Raw genomic sequence first — 20,092 nt, 5'->3', positions numbered from 1 at the left:
CCTTCGTTTCCTCCGGTTCCTTCGTTTCCTCCGGTTCCTTCGTTTCCTCCAGTTCCTTCGTTTCCTCCAGTTCCTTCGTTTTCCTCATCAGAAGATTCTTCTAACCCATACGCTTTAAATTCCATAAACCCAACCCAGTTACTAGTTGAATTCGTAATAACGACACGTAAAAACCTGGCTTGTTCACTTTCAAACGATAAATCAACTTGAGAAGAATCCACATCAATGACTCCTAGTGAACGATATTCCTCTCCATCATCTGATGCTTCTAATTCAAATTGAGCAACTCCATCCCAAAAGTGAATCATTATACGTTCAATTGATACACTATCTTCAAGATCAACATACCACCAAGCGCCGTTGCCTTCATCTGTCCCCCATGAAGTATATTCATCACCATCTACTGCATTTTCAGGAGCATTATCTTTCCCACCGCCAAAGCCTTCACTACTCGATGCATTTGTTGGCTTTTGATACGAAAATAACTCTAGTCCTTCTAACGTTGGATCTGTTTTATCATCTTCTTCCCTCGGTTCAGGAATAGGAGGAATCGCCCCTGAGAATACGCTCAATGATTCTTGAATCGCTTCGCCGTCAAAATCAAACATCGCTTGATTCTCCCAACCATTTCCTTCTCCGGCTCTCCAGCCAGCCCCTTCAACACCTAACCACGCAGGCTCCCAATAAAAGACACCAATACCTCGCTCATTCGGAACATTTTTCACAACTTGCATAACATCGTATAAAAATCTTGCTTGACCATCTATCGTTGCTGGATATCCTGAAATACTTTCCTCAGCACTTCCAAATACATTCGGATGACCATCTTGATCTTCTAATGTAAACGCATACGACGTTTCGACAACGATCACATCACGATCATAACGATCACTCACATCATTTAAATTTTCTTGTAAATCATCTAATGTTCCATGCCAATATGGATAATAAGATGCTCCAATTACTTGGAAATCAGTCACACCAGCATCAATAATACCGTCAAACCACCAACGATATGCACTATTATCACCGCCTTGATCAAGGTGAAGCATAATATCCACATCTTCTCCAGCATGGTCACGCACAGCTTGAATTCCTGAATTAACTAAAATAGCTAAATTAGAAAAGCCATTTTCAGCAATATTCCCGTCTGGAAATAGCATTCCTGGACGAATTTCATTCCCAATTTGAATCATATCAGGTGTAATACCCTCAGCTTTTAACGCATTAATCGTCTCAGCCGTATGATCGTATACAGCATCAACTAATTCATCAAAAGAGTAATCTTCCCAAGCTCTTGGTTTATCTTGACGACCAGGATCAGCCCAAAAATCAGAGTAATGGAAGTTTAATAAAAACTTCATACCTTGCTCTTGAATACGCTTGGCTTTTATAATCGTATCGTCTAACCCATTATAGCCATCACCATCAAGAGGATTTTCCCAAATTTTCAAACGAGCATAATTCGCTCCATAGTTTGCTAGAATTTCAACTGGATCAGCTTGGACACCTTGATCATAGAAGATACCTCCATTGTCTTCAACCTTTGTTAATGTTGAAATGTCAACGCCATTGATGAAATCATCACGCACATTCTCACCTTCTACTTTCTCTAATGATACAAGATCAACTCCAAGCCATGCACCACCATGAGCATTTGAATAAAATCCAACCGTTACTTCCCCAGCTTCAACCTCTACTTCTAAAGAAATTTCTTGCCAATCACCTGTAGTCGGTATCTCGATCTCTTGCTCTTCGCCACTAATCGCATACATTAGACTGCTTTCAACGGTTCCACTATTAGCAACCCAAGCCTTTAACTCATACTGACCATCCTCAAGTCCAGTAATCACTTGGTATGTATTTGCTTCGTATGCATCATTACTCCAGTAATTTAATAATTTGTCTCCACCATTGTCAGGTAACCAATCATTTTCCGGAGTCGTAATTGCTTCACTTCCATTCGTAACCCAACCTTCTAAATCTTGTTCAAAGCTACCATTTTGAACAAATGACTGTGCACTCGTTGTTAAAGCAAAAATGATGCCTACTGTACAGACAACGCAAAAAGCTAATACCTTACGATACATTCCAGCTTTTTTCTTATTCATGTTCTCTTCCTCCTTCATAAAATAATTTTATTAAGTTCACATGGTTAATAATAGAGCGTTTTCATAATGTTTTAAATATCAAATACTTCTATGAAAATTTCATATTTTGATAAGAACAATAGGGGATCTCTCTCTTATTTGAGTCATTCAAAAACCGTTACAGAGCTAATACTGGTAAATAACGAGCCTTGCTGAAACCTCATTTCACTATTTGACCGTTTGTGTTTCACTTTCTTCTTCCTTTTTCGCATTAGCGAAATGACGATTCACTTCGTACGATTAAGCAACGTATTACTTCCTTTAACAGAATGAGGTCCATTTTCTATACAAAAAAAACATCATAGCAAGGTTCAGCAAAACCTTACTATGACGTTCTTAAGCAGTCGACCTTTTCTGATCCTCTGTCCATACTTTTTCATTTAACCATTAGAAGGTTCATCAAAGAGGTTGTAAGCCGTTTCGCGGGTGAGGCGGCTCCACACATTACACGGGAAAGGGGAGTACCTTCATCCTACCTCAAAATCATTGTAACGCCTACTGACGACGTAATTAAGAAAATACAACGTAATTTTATGCTCTACTAAAACATATGTCCCCACGTTTGTGGACCAACAATACCATCTATCGTTAACTGATTTTGCTCTTGGTACCTTCTAACTGCATTGGTTGACATAGGTCCATAAATTGAATCATCCGTTGTTCCAACAACTCGTTGAACAGCTCGAATATCTTGTCCTCTCATATAGGGTCTTTGTAATTGAATTAACCTTCTGTAAATAGGCAGTACTTGTGCTAACTCAGCTCGAGTTTCTGGACCAACGATACCATCTACTTTAATTCCTCTTTTCGTCTGAAATGATCGCACTGCCCGTTCCGTTTCTACGCCAAAGGTTCCATCAGCTCCAAATCTCGGCAATGATTCTCCTACCGCAAGTAATTGATTCTGTATTTTTCGAACGGCTGGTCCTGTCCGTTGGTGTTTTCGCGAAAGTAATCTACTCGTATTCTGTGTCGTTTGATAATAGCGTTGTAAATATTCAGTAGGATCTAAGCAATTGTTCACACGGTTCGCTCTCCATCCGTAAGGAGGGGAAGATTCCGCTCTTTTTCTTACTTCATAATGAAGATGTGACCCCGTAACTGCCCCAGTTGCGCCTTGCATACCGATCACTTGACCTCTGTGAACCGTTTGTCCAACTCTTACTGAAACACGATCTAAATGAGCATACACTTGACCACGATTATTTTTATCCCTTATTAAAACGACATTTCCATAACCGCCAAACCCTGAACCACTTTGTCCCATCCCTGCAAATAGAACCTGACCTTCAGTAAATGCTTCAATAGGAGCTTGATGTGCCTTTACAAGATCAATTCCCGTATGCCATTCTCTTCCACCACGAATCGGATGAATTCTCCAGCCAAACCCACTCGTAATACGATACCCATCAAATACACCCATCATATCTCCCCCTTATCATCAAAATATAATGCTTACGAGGGGTCATTTTTTTTCATACACAACCCTCATAGCATCATATGCATGTAAGAGACATTTTGAGTAATGAAAGCGCTGATATGAAGAAATCAAAAAAACACAAGAAGCATCCACCTCTTGTGTTTCTACCTAAGCTATATATTAAATCGACGCCAATCCATTTTTCAAATCATTCATAATATCATCTATTGATTCTGTACCGATAGACAAGCGAATCATTCCAGGTGTTACTCCTGCTGCACGTTGATCTTCCTCACTTAATTGCTGATGGGTTGTGCTAGCCGGATGGATAATAAGTGATTTCGAATCTCCAACGTTAGCTAAATGAGAGAATAATTGCATAGATTCTATAAATTTCTTACCTTCTTCGACGCCACCTTTAATTTCAAATGTCAAAATCGCTCCAATACCTTTTGGTAAATACTTCTTACCTAATTCATAGGACGGATGGCTTTCTAACCCAGCATAATTAACAGATTCAACTTTTTCATGATTTTCTAAAAAAGTAGCTACCGCTAGAGCGTTTTCACTATGACGTTCCATTCGTAAGTGAAGCGTTTCTAGGCCTTGAAGCAATAGGAACGAATTAAATGGCGAAATAGCTGCACCCATATCACGCAATAATTGAACTCTCGCTTTAATGATATAAGCAATAGGACCTACGGCTTCTGAATAAACCACTCCATGATAGCTTGGGTCAGGTGTCGTCAATCCTTTGAATTTATCATTTGCAGTCCAATCAAAATTTCCACTATCAACAATCACCCCACCGATTGATGTTCCGTGACCTCCGATAAATTTCGTTGCGGAATGCACAACAATGTCAGCTCCATGCTTAATAGGTTGTAACAAATAAGGACTCGGGAACGTATTGTCAACAATTAACGGAATCCCATGCGCATGAGCAATTTCCGCTACAGCCTCAATATCTAGAATATCCCCTTTAGGATTTCCGATCGTTTCAGCATAGATTGCTTTTGTCTTATCTGTTAAAGCTTCTTTAAAGTTATTCGGATCGCTTGGATCAACAAATGTTACGTTCACTCCTAGCTTCGGCAGTGTATGTGCAAATAAATTATACGTTCCCCCATATAAGCTAGAAGCTGAAACAATTTCATCTCCTGCCTCAGCAATATTCAATACGGAGCATGTAATCGCAGCTTGTCCAGATGCAGTAGCTAAAGCAGCAGCACCACCCTCAAGTTCAGCTACACGTTTTTCAAATACATCCGTCGTTGGGTTCATTAACCTTGTATAAATATTGCCAAATTCCTTTAAGGAAAATAAATTTGCGGCATGTTCTGAATCTTTAAAACCATAGGATGTTGTTTGATATAAAGGTACGGCTCTTGAAAGAGTTGTAGGATCAATTTCCTGTCCTGCATGAATTGCTAGCGTTTCCAAATTAAAGCGTTGCTCTTCTGACATAAATGATTCAGCCCCTTTTAATAGAATAAATGTCCATTTCTAATCTATTCTACCATTAAATAAATCAAACGTTTACTGTATTTTCAAAAAACTCTTTTAAAAATTGTAAAAATAATCGTTCAGTAGGCAGCAATTCTCTCCCTTTTGGTGTAATAATGCCAACTGTTCGAATAACTTTTGGATCTCTAATTCTAATCTTCACTGTATTATGTGGAACATTATCCATTACTGTTACCTCTGGTAGTAATGTAATCCCTAACCCTGCAGATGCTAAACCTTTAAGTGCATCAACATCATCACCTTCAAACGAAATGTTCGGATAATACCCTTGATCTAAGCATGCTTGAATAACAAGCTCACGAAAATACATTCCTTCAGGCAAAACAACTAATGGTTCATTTTCTAATTGCTTTAACGATAAATCGCTATTTGTTGACAGCGTATGTGTTTTAGGGACAATGGCCACAACCTCTTCTGTGAATAATGTATACCCTTCAACACGTTCATCTTCTGGGACAGGCGCTAGTAGTGCCATATTGTATTCACCATTTACGACATCTTCAATTAAGTTATAATAGATCCCTTGCTTTAATTGAAACTTAGCTTGAGGATATTTTTGACGAAATCGTGATATCGCAGTAGGTAACGTAAAGGCGGCCATACTAATTGGAAATGTAATTCTAACCGTACCTTTTTCAGGCTCTAAATGTTCCTCTACTTCTCTCGTTGCACTTTCAATTAATTTCATCGCTTCCGTCGTACGTTCAAGAAAAATACGACCGAGCGGGGTCAACTTCACACGTCTTCCTTGACGAACAAACAAGTCCACACCAAGTTCATCCTCCAAATTACCTATTTGCCTACTAACGGCTGATTGGGCAACATGAAGTGCTTCCGCAGCCTCCGTCATATGCTCTCTTTTTGCCACTTCCATGAAATACTTAAGCTGTCTTAATTCCATCTTCATCCCTCTTTCATATCACAAAGGCATTGATCTTATCTTTTATTTATATTGATTAGATTGTTTACTCAGTTATAGAATATGCATAACAAGTCAAATACAGTTACTTTTTTCGTGGATCGAAAAAAGAATAAATACGCAACTATATAAATTTGGAATATTCCCAATATACTGAGTATTCAAATATTTTTTCTCTTCTATCATGACATTCAAGATTGTAAAAATCAACAATTAATTCAAGTATATAACTTTAACAAATCACAGACTTACGAAAGGATGATTCAAAGATGTCTAATAAAGAATGGAGTAATTGGCAAAAAGAAATTATCCAGGAGGAATATGTGAAACCAATTCTTTTAGAAGAAAAACTCCAACAAAAAATTGACGAAGTAAATAAAAAGTATAGTGCGCGATATAAAATTGTCTATGGTGGAAAATATTAAATTATATGTGAATATCTCAGAAGATTATTTCCTCTTTTGAGATATTCATGAAACACTACTCATCGTATTAGCTTCTCTATAGAAAACCGTTATAACCCTTATAAACAAGCTTTTCTTACTAAATATAACCCTCAAATATAAAGTACGTAATCCCTCACAAACGATCTCAAATCGAGATTAATTTTATCTATTTTGTGCATCTTATATCATTTCAGCATAAGTATCATCTATTTTTTATATTGTTCGATTCCCTTTCCTAATAATAAAATACTCACTATCAGAAAATTTAAAACGGAGGGATCGTATAATGGCTATATTAGAAAAATCACCCCAAACGACCGCGGCTGCCAATTATGTTCGTGATTTATATGAAACGATTATCAAACGAAACCCAAATGAGCCTGAATTTCATCAAGCTGTTAAAGAGGTATTAGATTCATTAATACCCATATTAGAAAAAGAACCTAAATATATGGAAACAGGTGTACTCGATCGTATCGTAGAGCCTGAACGTTTCATCACATTTAGAGTACCTTGGGTAGATGACCAAGGAAATGTTCAAGTCAATCGAGGATTCCGCGTACAATTCAATAGTGCTATTGGACCTTATAAAGGTGGATTACGCTTCCACCCATCCGTAAATGCTAGCATCATTAAATTTTTAGGGTTCGAACAAATCTTTAAGAACTCATTAACGAACCAACCAATTGGTGGAGGTAAAGGCGGCTCTGATTTTGATCCAAAGGGAAAATCAGATCTAGAAATCATGCGCTTTGCTCAAAGCTTCATGTCTGAGCTTAGTAAACACATAGGTCCTGATACTGATGTACCAGCAGGGGATATCGGTGTTGGCGCACGAGAAATAGGGTATTTATTTGGCCAATATAAAAGAATGCGAGGCGGTTATGAGTCAGGTGTTCTTACAGGTAAAGGCTTAAATTATGGTGGTAGCTTAGGAAGAACAGAAGCGACTGGCTATGGAACTGTCTATTTCGTGAATGAAATGTTAAGAGATAATGACCAATCCTTTGCAGGAAGTACGGTTGTCGTTTCTGGTTCAGGGAATGTGTCGATTTATGCGATAGAAAAAGCAACTCAACTAGGAGCCAAAGTCGTTGCATGTAGTGACTCTAGTGGATACATTCATGACCCGAATGGAATCGATCTCGCGACTGTAAAGCAATTGAAGGAAATTGATAGAAAACGAATAAGCGAATATGTGACGGTTCATCCACATGCTGAATTTATTCCTGGATCTACCGGCATTTGGAATGTACCATGCGATATAGCGCTACCTTGTGCGACACAAAATGAAATTGATGAGTCTGCTGCTCGTACACTAATCGCTAACGGTGTTAAAGCTGTTGGAGAAGGAGCAAATATGCCTTCTACATTAGAGGCAATTGAACTTTTCCAAGAAAATCGTGTATTATTCGGACCAGCTAAGGCTGTTAATGCAGGTGGAGTAGCTGTATCTGCACTTGAAATGGCACAAAACAGCGCAAGGTTGTCATGGACCGCTGAAGAAGTTGATGCTAAATTACAAGTTATTATGAAAGATATATATTTAAATAGTATCCAAGCTGCCAACACGTATGGCGTACCTGGAAATTTAGTTGTTGGAGCGAATATTGCAGGGTTCAAAAAGGTAGCGGATGCCATGATTGCACAAGGGGTTATTTAACATTTGAATTTAATCGAATAAGAAGCCTTCATACATTTTCATTTATAACATCTAGGGTGCACTTCCACCCTTTTCCTTAAGCCCCTAAAAAAGTACAAGTTTACTTTTTTAGGGGCTTTCTCCTTATATACGTTTGCATGACTTTCTATTTATTAGAGTAGCATTTATCTTTTCGACAATACCATTCTGTTCTTTTGCTTCAATCGAATTAATTAGAAGTGTTGTTGCTCTTTTAGCTATGTCTGCAAATGAAATATCTATTGTGGTCAATGGTGGTGTTAAGTATGGAGCAATAAACGAATTATCAAAACCTACAATAGAAATGTCATCCGGAATAGTCAATCCTAACTCTGTAATGGCCTTATACGCTCCAATAGCCATTGTGTCATTACTGATAAAAATGGCTGTCGGCATGTTAGATGCATTGAATATATACTTTATCCCTTCGTAACCGCTATCCTCAGTGAAATCACCTTGAAAAATATGGTCCTCGCTGAGCTTTAATCCATTATAGCTTAAAGTCTCTTTAAATCCATCTAGCCTTTCTTTAGCTGACAATTTGTTTAGGCTCCCTGTAATAATCCCAATATTTTCATGTCCAAGTTCAATTAAATGATTTACGGCTTTCGCACTACCCTCGTAGTTATCTGGATTAATATAAATAGCATTATGTTCTTTACTATACACTGCGCTTGTATCAATCATTGCAATCTTATAGCCTTGTTTAATAAGCTTAAAAATAAACTCATTTTCCTCTTCTTGTGTACCAACAAAAATAGCACCTTCAATCATTTTTTGATTGAAAATACTTTCAACCTTTTTTAAGTCCTCTCTCGAATAAACAATAGAAATAATAACATAATAATTCAGTTTATTAGCTTGGTCACTAACTGCATTAATAACCGGAGCAAAAAATGGATTGTTGTGTATTAATGTGTCGTCAGTCGTTTTGAGATGATGTGGGGCATCGCTTTTCACATCTAACACTACTATAGCAATCATTTTATTTTTTGCACCTGCTAGCTTTCTTGCCGAAGCATTAGGCGCATAATTATATTTTTCGATCGCTTTCCACACTTTCTCTCTAGTTGCCTGAGGTATATCTGGATAATTATTTATTACTCTAGTTATCGTGCTTCGAGAAACACCAATAAGCTTTGCAAGATCCTCACTTCGCATAATGATCATACACCCTATCCTTAATAGTTTATTCTATTATAACAAAAGGCTGTCTCAAAAGGACAACTTGCCTTCTGGACAGCCTTACTAAAAAATCTTTGGTTAGTATTCGCATTTATCCCCTACTTTAATCATTCATTTTTAAACCAAAATTCTCTTAAATTAGCGGAACCAGCACGAGATACGATATATATATCGTGAACGCCTTGAGCTGTTACATCTAATGAAGGAGTCCCATTCCATTGATAATTCGCCCAACCAGCTGTCGGTCCATAGTTGACCGTTCCAATAATTCGGCCATTAGGACTACCTAGTCTAATGTCAAAACTCCCACTTTGTGTTGAAGCATAGCTTACAGCAAATGCATTATACCCTGTTGATAAATTTACGTTATCAAATTTTATCCAATTACCAGGGTAAAAACTTCCCACACCACAATTCCATGAGGTTACTCCACTTGCATCACTATACTCACATGCACGCAACTGAAAATCAGAAGCTATCGGTGTCTGTGGTCCCCCGTTGTTCGGTGTATAGCGCATCCATTCATATGAGGCATTAGCATTTTGTCCCCCATATGCTCCTGCCCATTCATCAATACCATACGTATTCCAAATGTTCATCATAATTTTACTTGGGTTACTAGGAATATTTTCGGTTGCTGTTGCTACTAACTGTCCATTGACATACCAGCTAATATAATTCTCTTGCCAATCAAATGCATACGTATTAAAACTATTTGCTGCATCAAATCCTAAATCATGGAGTATTTCATTCCCGCCTACACCATTCGTGTAGTAATTAAACTGCACCTTAGTCGTATCATTACCTAAAAATTCAATATCAATTTCATCCCAAGGTGCTCCATTATACGATGGACCTGTATACGTAAAGAAAGATGAAATAACACCCGATACATTCGATGGCTTCATCGATACTTCATACAATCCGTAACCGTAAAAATGGGTCGTAGCATATTCAGCACACTCATAGTTATATGGTGCTGCGTAGGAATGATTTGTACGAAGAGACAGTTCCATTTCGCCATCAAAAAAATTAACCCTATTCTGGCTCCAATGACATCCAAAAAAAGAATCATCATTTCTCCACCCGTCTGACACCTGCCAGTTTACCCCATCATGATGATGAAACGAATGATATAATTCTTCCTCTGTTATTGGATTATGCGCATACGACACAATATTTACCGAGACCAGTATTAATAAAGTCAAGACAAAGACAATAACCGTTTTGTACATTTTCATTGTGATCACTCCCCAAAATTTTTTACTAAACATTCGCTACAAATACTTACCTAGGGATTCTACTTTTCTTATATACTCGTTCTGCTTACTCTAGATCTTGAGTAAAGAATTATACCTATTGCAAAACTAACAGTCCCAATAGTAAATAGCTATAATAATGAGGTGGCTGTATCAGGTAATCTTTCGTCATTTTCATTAGAATCTTTTTCTTCAGTTTCTTTCTCACTTAGTTCATCAATCGATAGCTCTGGTGTTACTGATGAATCATCCTCCTTTCGTTTTTGTCATTAGCCATTTACTAACACGCGTTAGTAAATGGCTAAAAAATTTGTTATTACTTTTCAGTAACAACCTTAATGCTATAGAAAGCGCTTTCAATATCATTATAAATGATTCAGAAATAAATTCAATCTTTTTTTAGATTAAAGAGGTTGTTTAAAAAGGTCGGTTTTGGATCTTTTTGAATAACCTTACAGTCCGCTACATCTTTTAAAAGCCTTGTGGAGAGCGATTTTCTCTCCACAAGGGCGTAGCACCAAACTTCTTAAAATACTTTTTGAACACGCTCTTAAAGGCCTATTTTATAAATTTGATAAGTCAGGCATTATCGGGTTCTTTCAAAAAAACGTGTAACGTACGAAACCGTCGCTCTCCTTTGCGTTTACCAACACCCTCTATGCTTTTCCCACATGGCTTCTACAAATTTTATACATTCTTACCTTTTAAAAGAAAGGCTACACGCTGTAACGTATAGCCTTCTTTTTGATATTCTCTATGATCTCCTACTTCTTATCATGGAACATTGCGCCGAAAACAAATGTCATAATGGCAAACACAACAAAGCTTACCATTAAAACGGTTCCACCTATAATATAGAAGATAAGCGTAAATACTTCATCTGGATTAAAGTTGTACACCCACATCCCAGCTGTCAAACCAAAGCTTCCTATCAACGCTGTCCACACTTGAACAGAAGCTAGCTTAGATGACTTTGGTATTTTAAATAGAGCATAAAACACTGCAAAAGCAAATAACGAAAGCCATCCGACTACAAGGATATGAGCATGAATCGCTCTAAACATATACGAGCCTGCCCCAGCCATATGCCCCCCTATAAATACCCCTATAACCGCATAAACTGCCGAAAACCGTAATAATAATTTCGTTCGATTCAAACTTAACACCTCAATGATTATCATATTCTAACTATCATCATATCATATGTGAAAGCTACAAATGATAGCAGCTACTCATCATTCATGATTTAGTCACAGCTATTTATCTAAAAAAAAATATTATTGAAAAAATAAACGAAATTAATTATAATTTAAGGGCTTACAAGAATCCCTCTCAATTAGAGATACTGGGATTTTAACAGACATCGCTCTCTTTTTCTTATCATTAATTTGCTCAATTAGTAAATTCGCAGCTGTTTTGCCAATTAATTCGGTATCCTGCCTAATCGTTGTTAACGCAGGTGACATATATTGACTCATTTGAATATCATCAAACCCAATAACAGATATATCTTCAGGAACTCTTAGATCTGCTCTTTGAATCTCCTTTATCGCTCCAAGTGCCATAAAATCCCCTGCTACATAAACAGCAGTTGGTCTATCTTCACATTTTAGTAGCGCTTTCATAGCTTCTTGTCCGCCTGAAAAAGAAAAGTAGCCACCGTCAACAATATACTCGTCTCTTAATGATAATTCGTGCTTATTCATCGCTTTAATATATCCTTCTAGACGTTGTACACCGGCAAACTCATTTTTGTCCCCATATATATGTGCAATCTTTCGATGACCTAATGAGTAAAGATGATCGACAGCTAATTCACTTCCATAATAATTGTCACTATACACCACACTTGATTCATGACTGTCTAAATCAATGACAACAGTCGGAATATTTGACTGCACTAACTTCTTCACATCTGGATCATTTAAAATGGAACAAACTACAACAACACCATCAACACCACGGTATAAAAAATGATCTAAATAGGATTTCTCCTCATGACCTATTCGATTAGAAGCAAATAATAGGTCATATCCTGATTTTTCAACACTTTTTTTAAAGCTTTCAATGACCGCACTAAAAAATGGATGCTCGATCCCCTTTCCAGAATCTTCAACAAAAACGACACCAAGTGACCACGATTTTTTCGTTGTAAGTGTACGAGCATTAGAATTTGGATAATAACCTACCTCATTAACAGCTTCGATTATTTTCTTTCTCGTTTTATCGCTAACATCTGAATAATTATTTAAAACTTTCGATACAGTTGTAATCGAATATCCCGTTTTCTTTGCTATATCATAAATAGTTGCCATATCGCTTCTCTCCTACCATTCTCTTACTATGTCTATTATACATCAATAGCTCGATTGAATAGAGAATAATTCGTTGCCATTAAAACATAGGAAATCACACTTACACCTACTACGATGAAAAACGTTGGGAAAAAAATAGCCATCCCAAAATAGGCACCAATCCAAATAAGCTGTAATAATGATTGAAATGGTTTATAAAAAACAAATCCAATCGCTACTTTGACATATTGGAATGTACAATAGTGAAAATGGGCCATGATCGAAAATAAGTTAACAAATGTAAGAACTGCAATTACACCTACACTGCCAATGATAATATAAAGATATAGGTGAATTTCATTAGGATAGAAATAAGGAACAAATTCTATATTGGCATATATAATATAGAATACAATAAAAAATATAATACCTAACACATTTGTTTTAAAAAAATTTGTCTTAAAGTAGTAGAAATACTTCTTCATCGTAACCTCGTTGCCTTCTTTTAACCAGCCTCTAATGGAAGAAAATAAAGCTAACGTCGCAGGCATGAACCCTAAAATCCCAAATCCCAATAAAAAAAATAAGAACCAGAGGATGTTTAAATAAGTGAATGTATAAATTAGATTTGCGATTTTAAAAATCATTGAACTCATGATGAACAACCCTCAAATCACGTTAAGATATGATCAGAAAAATAAATAGAGCCCATTATCGTTAAATGAATTAAACCCTATTTATTTTTCTTTTACACTTTTATTAACTTTTTACCGCGCCCTCAGATAAGCTTTGAATAAATAAGCGATTAAAGAGTAAGAAAATGATGATTAGTGGTACTGTTGCCCAAAATGTTCCAGACATAATCATACCATAATCGACTTGTCTTGCGTCATTCAAAGCACGTAATGCAACTTGTAGCGTATGCACCGAAGGGTCTCTTAATACAACTAATGGCCACAAGAAGTCATTCCAAACGTGCATAAACACAATAATACCTAATGTCGCAAATGCAGGTAAAATCATTGGTACAACTACGTTCCAGTACGTACGAAAATGAGAACAACCATCCATCCTAGCTGCTTCAATAATTTCAAATGGTACCCCATCTTTTATATATTGTCTCATCCAAAAAATACCGAACGCATTTATTAAACCAGGCACAATAATGGCTCTTAAATCATTTAACCATCCTAACGATGTAATAATATAATATTGTGGGATCAGCCCTAACTGCGGAGGCACCATCATCGTAACTAATATCATGACAAACAAAACATTTTTCCCTTTAAAGTCAAGCTTGGCGAATGTATAACCTGCTAACGAACACAGAAACAAAGTTCCAAGAGTTATAGCTGATGCTACAATGAATGAATTTAACATCGAACCAAAGAAATCAATATTACTAAGAACTTTTTGGAAATTTTCAACTACATTGCTACCAGGTATAAATGGTGGCGGAACTTGATTTATTTCACGATTTGTACGAGTGGCCATTACAAACATATAATAAAATGGAAATAAGGAAAGTAATGACCCAGTTATAAGAAACAAATATACAAATAGTTTTTTTAATGAGAAGCGCTTGGAGCCTACTTCTGAATATTTTTTAGCCATTTCAATCCCTCCTTAACCAACTTTCTTTGAACGGCCAATTCGATTTGTAATCAATAAATTAATGGATGTTAATACAATTATAATAAGGAATAGAACAATCGCTGCTGCAGATGCCGTTCCAAACGAATTATACACGAACGCATCTCTCCATAAATAAGCAACCATCGTAATCCCTTCTTCACGTAAACCTCTTCCTAAGAAAACTAAAGGCTCTGTGAACAACTGAAAGCTTCCAATTGTTGCAGTGAATACAACAAACATCATTATTGGTCTTAACATCGGTAATGTAATTAATCGTATTTGCTGTCCAACGGTTGCTCCATCAATTTTAGCCGCTTCATACAATTCTCTCGGGATACTTTGCATACCAGCTAGGAAAATGATCGTATTATACCCAACCCATCTCCAAAACACCATTGATGCGATAGCAAACTTAACTGGCCAATATTCTTGATTCCAACGAATTGGATCAATATCAAAGAAGCTAAGCAAATAGTTCGCAAAACCAAATGGTTGATTATTGAAGACAACACCAAAGATAATTGCGACTGCTACAATAGATGTGATATATGGTAAAAACACTAATGTTCGAAATGTATTTCGGAATCGAATCAATGTCGAATTCAAAGCAAATGCCAGCACAATGGCTACAACAATCTGTGGCACTGTTCCCATAATCCCAATAATAAACGTATTATAAATAGATGAATAGAAAACAGGATCTGTAAAAATAAATTCAAAATTTCTCAGGCCACTAAAGGTCATCGGGCTTAAACCGTCCCATCGAAAGAACGACAAATAAAAGCTAAAAATCATCGGGAATAGCCCAAAGATCGCAAACAATATAAAGAATGGTGATATAAAGATATAAGCAGACAGTGACGTTTTTCGTTTCTCCGACATTTTTGCCACTTTCGTTTTTGGTTTTGTATTTTGAACCGGCTCCATCGTTTCCCCTCCTTAAACAATGAACTTAGACAAATGAGAATAAATAAGATAGGCAGTATAGGTTATGAAACTCTTAAATTGTTTGAGGGCTGTCCACCGCTAGTAATAAATGGACAACCCTTTAAATAAAAAGACTATTGTCTGTCTAGCACTCTGTTAATTCGTTCAAGAGCTGCATCCCACTCTGCTTGAGTGTCTGACCCTGCAGATACATTGTCAATAGCTTCTTTCACTTCATCATCAACATCGTAGTAGCTTCTACCTTTGTAAACCGGCTCGACAGCTTGTGCTGCTTCTGAGAATACTTGAGCTGTTGCAATGCCTCCAAAGTAGTCATCTTCATAGTCTAAGAACTCAGGCATATCATATACTGCTGGTGCTGATGGAAATAGACCATACCCTAAAAATGCCTTTAATTGCTGTTCTGGAGCAGTTAACCATTCAATAAACTGATACGCCTCTTCAGCATGATTCGTTTCTGAAGGAACAGCTAAATAAGAACCTCCCCAGTTCCCTGCACCTTCAGGCATCGTTGTAATAGACCAAACTCCTTCTTCAGGTTCATTGTCCTTAATATTCCCTTGCATCCACGCAGGAGCTAACATAGTAGCATACGATCCATTTCCCATGCCTGCGTACCATTCAGGCTCCCAAAGTGGAATTTCCCCTAGTACTCCTTGCTCAAGAAGACTAGCTGTGTAATCAAACGCTTCTCTTATTTGAGGATGCTCATCCATAATTAGTTCATCGTCTGTGTTAAAATATTGCTGTGTTGCTTGATCACGGCGTGCATTGTAAACAAGCTCTGCACTATCCGTCATTAACTTACCTGTATTTTCATAGATTTCATTGGCAACGCGTTCATAGTCATCCCAAGTAGCAACCAATTCCGAAACCGCTTCAGGTGAAGATTCAAAGCCAGCCTCCTCAAATACATCGGTACGATAGAACATGACTGTTGGACCAATATCTGTTGGTAGACCAAATAAGAAGTCACCTTCACCATTTTCTCCATTACGCCATACCCATTCCAAAAACTCTCCCTCTACATTACTAGCACCGTGGTCATACAGGTTCACAAAACCACTTTCAGCGCTACGAAAACGCTCAATCTGACCTTCCTCTATCATCGTAATATCAGGTGCACCACTTCCAGCAGAAATAGATGTAAATAAATTATCATGTAGATCATTCATATCACTGTTTTGAAGGTTTATCGTCACATGTGGATTATCCGCTACATATTCTTCAATTAAGACATCATACCCCGTATTTCCAAACTCCCAAAATACTAATTCAACTTCGTCTCCACCTGATGTACCACCACCATTGTCACCATCATTTGAAGAAGTATCCTCATTACCTCCACATGCTACTAACATAGCTATTGCAAATAAAGATGTTGCTGCTACCTTTAACCATTTCATTTTCTTTTCCCCCTTAAATAAAGATTGATTTGTCCCTTCTAAAATAGTCCATTTCTACACGTTATCCATTCTGATGAAAGCATCACCTCCTTAAAGTGAATTAAAGCGCTTTCTTTTTAGTAAGGATTGGCAGTGATTTTGCTAAGGAGGAGCTCCACTGACAGAATCAGTGAAGGCTCCCTTTACAACCAATCTCTTGCTCTACACTTCAAAAAAATTGTTTTCTAACATATGTTGATACCAGTAATAGCTTTCTTTTTTCGTTCTTTCTAAAGTACGATAATTGACATGAACAATACCAAATCGCATCTTGTACCCTTCAGCCCATTCGAAATTATCCAATAGTGACCAAGTTAAATACCCTTTAATGTTTACACCTGATTGCATAGCACGATGTAACGATGTTAAATGTTGCTTCAAATAATCAATGCGACCTTGATCATTCACTTTGCCATTTTCCACATCATCGTTATAGCACGAACCATTTTCCGTAATGTAGATTGGAAATGCTCCATAACGCTTTGTCAAATATCGTAATACGTTATAAAAACCTTCTGGATAAACGTTCCACCCAATATCTGTTTTCTGATATCCCGTGTCAACACGCTCATGATCAAATAATCCTTCATCTTTCTTATAACGCCCGACACTACCTGTATAATAGTTAATTCCAACAAAATCGATTGGTTGATGGATGATGTCCATATCACCTTCTTGAATCGGTACAGTCACACCTTTTTCTTTAAACCAATCAACAAGGAATGTCGGATAGCTACCTTTAAAAACAGGATCAAAAAACCATTCAATAAAGAAAGCATTCGCCCGTGCACATGCGTCCTTATCCTCTTGTTTATCACTATACGGTTCATTCCATTCGACATTAGGAGCATAGCCAATCTCCCCTTGCGTGCCTAACTCCCTAAATGCAATAACCGTTTTACCGTGAGCAACATGCAAATGATGGGCAACATTCGTCGCTAATTGTAGATCGGTGTATCCTGGAGCATGCGCTCCTAAAAAGTTCGATAAATATGAAACACACCACGGCTCATTAAACGTAATCCATTTCGTAATCTTACCATCGAATTCCTTAAACATCGTTTTCGCATAATGAACAAATGCCTCGATAGTTTCACGGTTATCCCATCCACCTTGTTCTTGTAACACTTGTGGCAAATCCCAATGATATAGTGTACATAACGGCTCAATTCCAGCCTCAAGCAAGCGATCTACTAGACGATGATAATAATCAAGCCCCTCTTGATTCACCTCTCCTATTCCATTCGGGAAAATACGAGGCCACGCAACGGAAAATCGATACATGTTAATACCGAGATCCTGCATAATTTCAACGTCCTCTTCATAACGATGGTAGCTATCGCACGCAACATCGCCATTGTCTCCGTTATATACTTTACCGGGGGTTTTCGAGAACGTATCCCATATAGATAAGCCACGTCCACCTTCATTAACAGCCCCTTCTATTTGATAGGATGCTGTTGCTGCTCCCCATTTCATCTCTTTCGGAAATTGAATAAACGCCATTACTAAACCCCTTTCGAAAAACCGTAAAAAAAACTAAATAAAAAGCGCTTTCGAAAATGTAAAAAATAGGTGATAATTCTAAATATCCTGCAAATCATCTCATTTTTTATAATTATTTCATTTTCTATTATGATTTGATAGAATTATTTCGGAAACCGCTTTCGATAAATTTATTATAAAATGATTACAATCTAATTGCAATACTTTTTCATACTTATTTCTCCTTTGCCAAATGTGATTACTTTAAACCACTCCCTGCAACGAATGTGCATTAAAAAAGAAGGAAATATTGTAAGAGTAAATAGATGTGCGCCTAAATGTGTACGACTTAGCTTTTTATCGACATTTTCATGCAGTAAATTGGCAATCCTTTACTTTGGATCACTTTAGTCATTTTAAACCCTACTTTTTCATAAATAGCAATATTGCGAGTGTTCTCCGTATCCAATGCAATTCCAATCGATTGATCATCTGCCTTTACTTCATCAACTAGATGATTTAGCATCAATCGACCTATCCCTCTCCTGTGCATGCCAACAGAAACACCAATGACAATTAAGTAGTGATATCTCAGCATTGAATCCTTTCTTGTTGATACAAAATAATCATTCAACCGTAGGAAGGAACGAAACCCTATCTTCAGTAAAAGGGTGAAGGCACACAAAATAAGCCGACACCTGTCACGTCCGATATGATTGCTTTTCTTAGAAGGGGATTCGACAATGTATGCTCCTACTAACCGCTCATCCTCGAAAATTCCCCAACCTTCTTCTGAAAAAAGGAAGGATTGATCAAATATAAAACGGAAAAAAGCAACCATTCTCTTTTTTTGTTTGTCATTATGATTCAATTGAGAAAATACATGTTGCAATAAAGGATCATTTTCAAAAGCATTTACCATTACATGAATAAATGCTGAACGATCTGTACTTTCCAACTTACGTATAGAAAAAGGGCTCATTCTTCTCTCTCCTTTTCCTTATAATGATTCACTCCAAAGCTGAATATAACTTTAAAGAGAAACACAATGGCTACAATAAGCATGAGAGGTTCCGTAATCCATAACATTGATACACCTAATAAGCCTACAAGAAACAGCACCCCCGCAGTAAATAATTGTGGCTCATCTTTCAGCAAATTCACTATATAGGCAGAACAAATAGTATACAGCCAGACTAGGCAAGCAATGAAGAAGTTCGCACCTAATAAGTAAGCAATCAACAAAATATGAACATGAATAGCTATAAAAACCATTCGTCTAAGGTGACTTTGCATATAATAATCATTTGTACCAGACGTTAAATTAGCAAGGGCACCTGCAAAAATATCAAAAATAAGAATAAATGCTAAGCCCATTTTCCAAAAAGGTACTAATTCATAGCTATCATAGCTGTATAAAAATAAGGAAATGGTCAAAACAAAACCAACAACTAATACACTAATTAAATGAAGCAAAAGCTGCCTTTTACCAAAAACCTCATGAAAAAAAGTTGGAATTTGCACACTTTTCATTCGAAACACCTCTTTATAGTTTTGTATTTATAATATAAATAACTATAAAACTATATTACTACACACCGCTCGACGCAACAATAGTTTTGTAGTAAAATATCATAAAACTATAAAATGAGGTCTATACAAACATGAATGGATTTGAAAAAAGAAAACAAAAAAAAA

Annotated in this window: 17 protein-coding genes and 1 pseudogene; 2 read left to right on the top strand and 16 right to left on the bottom strand. The window is 36.9% G+C overall.

Translation table 11 applies throughout. The features are described from left to right. From JCM9152_RS22765 to gltC, 4 genes are all read right to left on the bottom strand, one after another. The coding region (locus JCM9152_RS22765; protein WP_158318465.1) for a glycosyl hydrolase 53 family protein at window positions 1-2,111 on the bottom strand (2,111 nt) is incomplete at its 3' end. 580 nt (window positions 2,112-2,691) lie between these two features. Continuing rightward, the gene (locus tag JCM9152_RS21610) at window positions 2,692-3,573 is read right to left on the bottom strand and encodes a peptidoglycan-binding protein (protein ID WP_052016210.1); all 882 of its coding nucleotides are present in this window, start codon (window positions 3,571-3,573) and stop codon (window positions 2,692-2,694) included. Window positions 3,574-3,750: 177 nt separating this feature from the next. Next, window positions 3,751-5,037 (bottom strand): homocysteine synthase, encoded by a 1,287-nt coding sequence (locus JCM9152_RS19540; RefSeq protein ID WP_035347211.1) that lies wholly within the window; start codon window positions 5,035-5,037, stop codon window positions 3,751-3,753. A gap of 64 nt (window positions 5,038-5,101) precedes the next feature. Next, window positions 5,102-5,998 carry a glutamate biosynthesis transcriptional regulator GltC gene (gene gltC / locus JCM9152_RS19535; protein ID WP_035347209.1) on the bottom strand — a complete coding sequence of 299 codons (897 nt, stop codon included), beginning with the start codon at window positions 5,996-5,998 and terminating at the stop codon, window positions 5,102-5,104. Between the two features lie 287 nt (window positions 5,999-6,285). Between gltC and JCM9152_RS22760 the strand changes: the two genes are divergently transcribed. Further along, window positions 6,286-6,441: a hypothetical protein gene (locus JCM9152_RS22760; protein ID WP_156315012.1), complete on the top strand. Its 156-nt coding sequence runs from the start codon at window positions 6,286-6,288 to the stop codon at window positions 6,439-6,441. A gap of 307 nt (window positions 6,442-6,748) precedes the next feature. Beyond that, entirely contained in the window at window positions 6,749-8,125 is a 1,377-nt protein-coding gene (gene gdhA / locus JCM9152_RS19530; RefSeq protein ID WP_052016208.1) for an NADP-specific glutamate dehydrogenase, read from the top strand. A 123-nt stretch (window positions 8,126-8,248) separates the two neighbouring features. On the opposite strand, the gene JCM9152_RS19525 is transcribed toward gdhA, so the two are convergent. From JCM9152_RS19525 to JCM9152_RS19475, 12 genes and pseudogenes are all read right to left on the bottom strand, one after another. Beyond that, complete coding sequence (locus JCM9152_RS19525; RefSeq protein WP_081728151.1) at window positions 8,249-9,313, bottom strand: LacI family DNA-binding transcriptional regulator; 1,065 nt, start codon at window positions 9,311-9,313, stop codon at window positions 8,249-8,251. 122 nt (window positions 9,314-9,435) lie between these two features. Beyond that, the gene (locus JCM9152_RS24240) at window positions 9,436-9,846 is read right to left on the bottom strand and encodes a carbohydrate-binding protein (protein ID WP_369384595.1); all 411 of its coding nucleotides are present in this window, start codon (window positions 9,844-9,846) and stop codon (window positions 9,436-9,438) included. Next, window positions 9,829-10,569 (bottom strand): annotated as a pseudogene (locus JCM9152_RS19520) (glycoside hydrolase family 16 protein); the annotation flags it as partial. The gene JCM9152_RS24240 and the pseudogene JCM9152_RS19520, both read right to left, overlap by 18 nt. Before the next feature lie 782 nt (window positions 10,570-11,351). Continuing rightward, the gene (locus JCM9152_RS19515; protein WP_035347204.1) at window positions 11,352-11,744 is read right to left on the bottom strand and encodes a hypothetical protein; all 393 of its coding nucleotides are present in this window, start codon (window positions 11,742-11,744) and stop codon (window positions 11,352-11,354) included. Window positions 11,745-11,885: 141 nt separating this feature from the next. Then, a complete protein-coding gene (locus JCM9152_RS19510; RefSeq protein WP_035347203.1) occupies window positions 11,886-12,902 on the bottom strand; it encodes a LacI family DNA-binding transcriptional regulator in 1,017 nt (338 codons plus the stop codon). Window positions 12,903-12,937: 35 nt separating this feature from the next. Then, window positions 12,938-13,537 (bottom strand): YesL family protein, encoded by a 600-nt coding sequence (locus JCM9152_RS19505; RefSeq protein ID WP_035347201.1) that lies wholly within the window; start codon window positions 13,535-13,537, stop codon window positions 12,938-12,940. A gap of 103 nt (window positions 13,538-13,640) precedes the next feature. Further along, the gene (locus JCM9152_RS19500; protein WP_035347199.1) at window positions 13,641-14,495 is read right to left on the bottom strand and encodes a carbohydrate ABC transporter permease; all 855 of its coding nucleotides are present in this window, start codon (window positions 14,493-14,495) and stop codon (window positions 13,641-13,643) included. 12 nt (window positions 14,496-14,507) lie between these two features. Continuing rightward, entirely contained in the window at window positions 14,508-15,443 is a 936-nt protein-coding gene (locus tag JCM9152_RS19495; RefSeq protein ID WP_052016204.1) for a carbohydrate ABC transporter permease, read from the bottom strand. A 134-nt stretch (window positions 15,444-15,577) separates the two neighbouring features. Beyond that, window positions 15,578-16,870, bottom strand: a complete 1,293-nt coding sequence (locus tag JCM9152_RS19490; protein ID WP_035347198.1) for an ABC transporter substrate-binding protein — start codon at window positions 16,868-16,870, stop codon at window positions 15,578-15,580. A 201-nt stretch (window positions 16,871-17,071) separates the two neighbouring features. Next, entirely contained in the window at window positions 17,072-18,415 is a 1,344-nt protein-coding gene (locus tag JCM9152_RS19485; RefSeq protein WP_035347196.1) for a GH1 family beta-glucosidase, read from the bottom strand. Between the two features lie 328 nt (window positions 18,416-18,743). Then, window positions 18,744-19,376 carry a GNAT family N-acetyltransferase gene (locus JCM9152_RS19480; RefSeq protein WP_035347194.1) on the bottom strand — a complete coding sequence of 211 codons (633 nt, stop codon included), beginning with the start codon at window positions 19,374-19,376 and terminating at the stop codon, window positions 18,744-18,746. After that, complete coding sequence (locus JCM9152_RS19475) at window positions 19,373-19,927, bottom strand: hypothetical protein (RefSeq protein ID WP_035347191.1); 555 nt, start codon at window positions 19,925-19,927, stop codon at window positions 19,373-19,375. Before JCM9152_RS19475 ends, JCM9152_RS19480 begins: the two co-directional genes overlap by 4 nt. Window positions 19,928-20,092: the final 165 nt, after the last annotated feature.

It is taken from the genome of Halalkalibacter hemicellulosilyticusJCM 9152 (genome assembly GCF_000513115.1).
Classification (GTDB): domain Bacteria; phylum Bacillota; class Bacilli; order Bacillales; family Bacillaceae_D; genus Halalkalibacter; species Halalkalibacter hemicellulosilyticus.
Note: the sequence above shows the minus strand (reverse complement) of the source record. Positions and strands in the feature narration are given on the sequence as shown.